Below are 1062 nucleotides of genomic sequence, written 5' to 3' on the forward strand. Positions count from 1 at the left end.
TTCATCGAGCCCCATGTCCCAGATCGTTCCAGTTATTCTGTGCGGAGGCAGCGGCACGCGGCTTTGGCCGCGCAGCCGCGTTGCCAAGCCCAAGCCGTTCCTGCCGTTGGTGGGAGAGAGCACGCTGTTCGAGGCGACGGTGTCGCGCTGCCCGCCGGATCTGGGTTTCGCGGCACCGGTGGTGGTGACGGGGCGGCAGCACCTCGAACATGTCGAGGCGCAGCTTCACGGGCAGGAAGGCGCCTCGGTGATCGTCGAGCCGGCCGCGCGCAATACCGCTGCCGCCATCGCGCTGGCCGCCTGTCGCCTGCCGGATGACGCGGTCATGCTGGTCTGCCCGAGCGACCACCATATCGGCCGCCCGGACGTGTTCGCCCGTGCCGCGGCTGCTGCCGCCGCGCTCGCCAGGGACGGCTGGCTGGTGTCCTTCGGTATCGAGGCGACCGCGCCGGAAACCGGCTTCGGCTACCTCAGGCGCGGCGAGGCGATCGAGGGCACGCCCGGTTTCCGCACGGCCCAGTTCGTCGAGAAGCCTGATCTCGAACGTGCCCGCGCCTTCCTGGCTGAGGGCAATTACGCCTGGAACGGAGGCATCTTCGCTTTCCGGGTGAGCGATTTCATGGCCGAACTCGCCGCGCACCGCCCGCAGATCGCCGCCAAGGTGCGCGAGGCCGTGGCGAAAGGCACGCTCGACGGCCACCGCTTCCATCCCGACGCGGCGACTTTCGCCGAGGTGGAAAGCGATTCGGTGGACTATGCGGTGATGGAAAACACCCGCCGCGCGGCGCTGGTGCCGGCCGACATGGAGTGGTCGGACATCGGCAACTGGCACGCCCTGCACGAAGCGCTCGATCGCGACGCCCAAGGCAACGCGGCGCGCGGCGCGGGTGAGGCGGAACTGGTGGATTGCCGCAATGTCCTGGTCGACAGCGACGGTCCGCGCGTCTCGGTCATCGGCCTCGAAAACGTCGTCGTCGTCGTCGATGGAAACGACATACTGGTCACCACCGTCCAAGGTGTGCAAAAGGTCGGCAAGCTATCCGGTGCCGTCAACCAGTAAGG

Annotated in this window: 1 protein-coding gene; it reads left to right on the forward strand. The window is 68.0% G+C overall.

What is annotated here, in order from left to right:
• Positions 1–13 precede the first annotated feature (13 nt).
• Positions 14–1060, forward strand: a complete 1047-nt coding sequence (locus ADT71_RS00125; protein WP_054434071.1) for a mannose-1-phosphate guanylyltransferase — start codon at positions 14–16, stop codon at positions 1058–1060.
• Positions 1061–1062 lie beyond the last annotated feature (2 nt).

Origin of the sequence: Novosphingobium sp. ST904, from assembly GCF_001298105.1 — a bacterium.
Lineage (GTDB): Bacteria > Pseudomonadota > Alphaproteobacteria > Sphingomonadales > Sphingomonadaceae > Novosphingobium.